Here is a 5,096-nt window from a genome sequence, read left to right as displayed (position 1 = left end):
ATCGCCGCTTCGGCGGCCGAGGTCGTCGCGGCATCGGCGGCAGCGATCTCGGCATCCGCAGCTGCCGTCTCCGCCGCAGCCGCCTGCGCCGCCACCTCCGCTGCCGGACGGCGCAGCAGCTCGATCAGCAGTACGACGAGGAGCGCGACGATCACCGTCCACACGACGAGGCTCGTCGTGACCGGCCGGTTGAGCAGTACGACGGCGGCCGCAACGATGGCGACGATCACGTACAGGCCGCCGCGCCAGCGGTCGAGGGCGACGCCGAACGAGCCGGTCGTGACGCCGTGCCGCGCGGCCGATGCGCGGAGCGATGCGAAGCCCGACTCGGCGAAGCCGCGGGCGGCCCGTGCCGGACGCCAGGGACCCGAGAACCAGCCGATCACCGCCACGAGCACCGCGAGCACCAGCACCGCGACGATCGTGGAGAGCATCAGCTCGACGAGGCCGTCGAAGAGCACCGATGCGGTGTCGGACGGCATGATCGAGGGACTCACCGTGCCGATGAAGAACGTGCGGCCGATGCCGAGGCCGGCTGCGAGGATGAGCATGGTCAACGCGAGTCCCGCCGCCGTCCAGACGAGTGCCACGGTGCGGCGCTTCGCCACGAGCACGCCCGCGGCCAGCAACGCGAGGCAGACCCAGGGAAGCCAGGTGCCCACGGCGACCGCCAGCGCGTAGACGGTCTGGATGAGCACGAACGCGTCGTTCTGCGCGATCACGATGCTGCGCTCGACCACTGGGATGTTCGCGGCGAAACCGACCCCCTGTTGCTCCAGGCGGTCCTTCACGGCCTCGATGATGGGGCCGAGTTGCACGGAGACGGTGCCGTCGCCTCCGATCGCGAGTGCGGAGTCGGGATCCCCCTGCACCGCGGCCACGAAGGCCTGATGGCTCCGGGTGAGTGCAGCACGCCAGATGTCGGCGAAGGCCGGCGACTCGACGAGCCGGTCGACGATTCCCGAGACGAGCGACTGGAGCCCCTGGGTCGCGGGTGCCTCGAGCAGCCCGAGCGCCTGCTGGGCGCGCGGCGGCAGGTCGAGCTGCTTGATGCCGTCGAAGAGGTCGGAGGTCAGGGTGGGAATGTCGACCTGCTCCTCGATCGCCGCGGTGACCTGGTCGCCGACGTACGCCTGCACCGCCGGCTCCTCGGCGAGTGGCGCGAACGTCGCGACGAACTGGTCGGTGTCGACCAGCTGGAGCCGCGCCCACGCCGAGATCACGGCCACGGGTGCGAGCAGCAGTGCGACGACGACGAGCGCGACGGCCGCGACGGTGCGGCCGCGGTGGCGGCGTTCGCGCGGCGGTGAGCTCGCGGCGTCCGTGCGCTCGACCGTCGCAGTGACCGACCCGGCGCGCAACGCCGCATTCTCGGCTTCGAGCTTCGCGATCCTGGCTTCGAGTTCCGACGTCCCTGCATCCGACATGACCGCCCCCTTTGCTCGAAACCTATCGCCACGACGCCGTCGCGCGCATCACTTCTTCTGGATGAAAGGCCGGGTGCGCCTCCGGAAACGACCCGCGTCAGTGGATGAGCGCCTTCATCAGGATCATCGCGAGGCCGAACCCGGCGGTCGCGAGCGAGCCGGCGAGCCTGATCGGCCACGGGGAGCCGCGCCGAGCGAAGGCGACCCAGCCGAGCACGGCGAGCACCACGACGCCCGCCCACAGGGCGGTCCAGATGGCGTAGACATCGGTGATCGCCTGGGTGGCGCCGAGCAGCAGGATGAAGGATGGGATGAGCGCCGAGGCGAGAAGCCCGAGGGATCGCCGAAGCGACCCGCGGAACGCCTCGCCGAGGCCGATCATGCGGTCGTGATCGAGGCCGTGGTGGGCCACGGTGCCGGCGTAGACGTGCGCGGCCCAGAAGACGATCACCGTGCCGATGACCGTCCAGAACACCGACCATGCCGTCGCGCCGTGGCCGCCCGAGACGAGGATCATGCCGTCCACCAGGATCACGCCGTACACGGCCTCCTCGGTGACGAACGTCGTGCGCACGATCTTCGTGGCGAGGTTGGGCGGCGTGCTCACGCCTGAGGGCGCCGCGGCCGCCCGATCGGTGCGCCCCGCGGCATCCGATGTGGAATCACCCATGGGATTCACCCTCTCACGGGCGGGACCGTGCCGACAGAGCGGCGACACCCGAATGCGGAAGGGCCCCGCCGGTGATCCGGCGGGGCCCTCCTTCGTCTCGTCCGGACGCGCTCAGAGCGCGGCGTAGACCTCGCGCAGCAGCTGCGCCGTCTCGGACGGCGTCTTGCCGACCTTGACGCCGGCGGCCTCGAGGGCCTCCTTCTTCGCCTGCGCGGTGCCGGCCGAGCCGGACACGATGGCGCCGGCGTGGCCCATGGTCTTGCCCTCGGGCGCCGTGAAGCCGGCGACGTAGCCGACGACCGGCTTGGTCACGTTCGCCTTGATGAAGTCGGCCGCACGCTCCTCGGCGTCGCCGCCGATCTCGCCGATCATCACGATCGCCTTCGTCTCGGGGTCGGCCTCGAACGCGGCGAGCGCGTCGATGTGGGTGGTGCCGATGATGGGGTCGCCGCCGATGCCGATGGCGGTCGAGAAGCCCAGGTCGCGCAGCTCGTACATCATCTGGTAGGTCAGCGTGCCCGACTTCGACACGAGGCCGATGGGGCCCTTGCCGGTGATGTTCGCCGGGGTGATGCCGACGAGCGATTCTCCGGGGCTGATGATGCCGGGGCAGTTCGGGCCGATGATGCGGGTCTTCTCGCCCTGCTCCTTGGCGTACGCCCAGAACTCCGCGGAGTCCTGCACGGGCACGCCCTCGGTGATGATCACGAGGAGCGGGATCTCGGCGTCGATGGCCTCGATCACGGCGTCCTTCGTGAAGGCCGGAGGGACGAAGGCGATGGAGACATCCGCCCCGGTCTGCTCGATCGCCTCGGACACCGAGGCGAACACCGGCAGCTGCACCGCGTTGCCGTCGGCGTCGGTGTGCAGCACGGTGGTGCCGGCCTTGCGCGCGTTCACGCCGCCCACGACCTGGGTGCCCGCCGCGAGCATGCGCGCCGTGTGCTTGGAGCCCTCGCCGCCGGTGATGCCCTGGACGATGACCTTGGAGTCCTTGTTCAGGAAGATCGTCATTGCTCTCGAATCCTTCTCTACGCGGCGTTCGCCAGCTCGGCGGCCTTGTCGGCGCCCTGGTCCATGTTCTCGGCGAGGGTGACCAGCGGGTGCGCGGCCTCCTCGAGGATGCGGCGGCCCTCGACGACGTTGTTGCCGTCGAGTCGCACGACGAGCGGCTTGTTCGCGGTGGAGCCGAGCTCGGCGAGCGCGCCGACGATGCCCTTCGCGACCTGGTCGCACGCGGTGATGCCGCCGAAGACGTTCACGAACACGCTCTTGACCTGCGGGTCGCCGAGGATGATGCCGAGGCCGTTGGCCATGACCTCGGCCGAGGCGCCACCGCCGATGTCGAGGAAGTTCGCCGGCTTCACGCCGCCGTGGTTCTCGCCCGCGTAGGCGACGACGTCGAGCGTCGACATGACGAGGCCCGCGCCGTTGCCGATGATGCCGACCTCGCCGTCGAGCTTCACGTAGTTGAGGTCGAGCGCCTTGGCCTGCGCCTCGAGGGGGTCGGCCGCGGCCTTGTCCTCGAGCAGGGCATGGCCGGCGTGGCGGAACTCGGCGTTCTCGTCGAGCGTGACCTTGCCGTCGAGGGCGATGACGTTGCCGTCCTCGTCGAGGATGAGCGGGTTCACCTCGACGAGCGTGGCGTCCTCGCTCGTGTAGACGTCGTAGAGCTTCACGAACACGTCGGCGACCTTGTCGACGAGCTCGGCCGGGAAGTTCGCGGCCTCGGCGATCTCGCGGGCCTTGGTGGGCGTGATGCCCGTGCCGGGGTCGACCTCGATGCGCGCGAGCGCCTCGGGCTTCTCGACGGCGAGCTGCTCGATCTCCATGCCGCCCTCGACGCTCGTGAGCGAGAGGTAGGAGCGGTTGGCGCGGTCGAGGAGCACGGAGAAGTAGAACTCCTGCGCGATGCGGGCGCCGCCCGCCACCATGACGCGCTTCACGACGTGACCCTTGATGTCGAGACCGAGGATGGCCTTCGCCGCTTCCTCCGCCTCGTCGGGGGTCTTCGCGACCTTGACGCCGCCGGCCTTGCCGCGGCCGCCGGTCTTCACCTGGGCCTTCACGACGACGACGCCGCCGAGCTTCTCGGCCGCGGCGCGGACCTCTTCTGGGGTGTCGGCCACGATGCCCGGGAGCACCGGGACCCCGTACTGTTCGAACAGGTCTCTGGCCTGGTACTCGTAAAGATCCACGCTCTACTTCCAATCGGTCCGCACGCGCGACGGCGCACAGGGGCTGGTGGGTGCGGCCCGGCCTGTGCTCAACGAGCACTGATTGTCTCGATATCGAGATACGCGGGCCGAGCACCATGGTACTCCCCCTCATCCGAGGGTCGGAACCGGGCGGATGCCGCTGGCCACCGTCGGGCCACGGCTGCGAGACTGGCTCGATGAGCGACCGAGCGGAGCCCATCCACCGCGCCGACCCGCATGATTCCGCGGTGCACGCGAAGCTGAACTGGCTGCGGGCCGGCGTGCTCGGGGCGAACGACGGCATCGTCTCGGTCGCCGCACTCGTCGTGGGCGTCGCTGCGGCGACCACGGATGTCGCGGCGATCCTCATCGCCGGCGTCGCCGCGGTGGTCGCGGGTGCCATCTCGATGGGGCTCGGCGAGTACGTGTCGGTGTCGAGCCAGCGCGACACCGAGCGCTCCCTGATCGCCAAGGAACGGCATGAGCTCGACACCATGCCCGAGCAGGAGCTGGCCGAGCTCGCGGGGCTCTACCGCGCCAAGGGGCTCTCGGCCGCCACCGCGGAGGCCGTCGCCCGCGAGCTCACCGCGCACGACGCGCTCGCCGCGCACCTCGAGGTCGAGCTGCACATCGACGAGGACGACGTGGTGAATCCGTGGCACGCGGCCGGGGCGTCCGCGCTGTCGTTCCTGGTGGGCGCCGTGCTGCCGATGCTCGCCATCCTGCTGCCGCCGCCCGAGTGGCGCGTGGCCGCGACGTTCGTGGCCGTGGTCGTCGCGCTCGCGATCACCGCGATCACCG

Annotated in this window: 5 protein-coding genes; 1 reads left to right on the top strand and 4 read right to left on the bottom strand. The window is 70.4% G+C overall.

The window, feature by feature from the left end:
- The 4 genes from GH736_RS16970 to sucC all read right to left on the bottom strand — a co-directional run.
- On the bottom strand, positions 1 to 1,427 hold a 1,427-nt coding region (locus GH736_RS16970; protein WP_159605438.1), incomplete at its 3' end, for a hypothetical protein.
- Positions 1,428 to 1,524: 97 nt separating this feature from the next.
- Positions 1,525 to 2,097, bottom strand: coding sequence for a hypothetical protein (locus tag GH736_RS16965; protein ID WP_159605436.1), 573 nt, complete (start codon positions 2,095 to 2,097; stop codon positions 1,525 to 1,527).
- 111 nt (positions 2,098 to 2,208) lie between these two features.
- Positions 2,209 to 3,111, bottom strand: coding sequence for a succinate--CoA ligase subunit alpha (sucD, locus tag GH736_RS16960; RefSeq protein WP_159605434.1), 903 nt, complete (start codon positions 3,109 to 3,111; stop codon positions 2,209 to 2,211).
- Positions 3,112 to 3,128: 17 nt separating this feature from the next.
- Positions 3,129 to 4,295 carry an ADP-forming succinate--CoA ligase subunit beta gene (gene sucC / locus GH736_RS16955; RefSeq protein WP_159605432.1) on the bottom strand — a complete coding sequence of 389 codons (1,167 nt, stop codon included), beginning with the start codon at positions 4,293 to 4,295 and terminating at the stop codon, positions 3,129 to 3,131.
- Positions 4,296 to 4,492: 197 nt separating this feature from the next.
- Between sucC and GH736_RS16950 the strand changes: the two genes are divergently transcribed.
- The coding region (locus tag GH736_RS16950; RefSeq protein WP_159605430.1) for a VIT1/CCC1 transporter family protein at positions 4,493 to 5,096 on the top strand (604 nt) is incomplete at its 3' end.

This window comes from Agromyces humi (assembly GCF_009720255.1).
GTDB classification, from domain to species: Bacteria; Actinomycetota; Actinomycetes; order Actinomycetales; family Microbacteriaceae; genus Agromyces; species Agromyces humi.
This window is presented reverse-complemented; position numbering and strand designations above follow the sequence as displayed.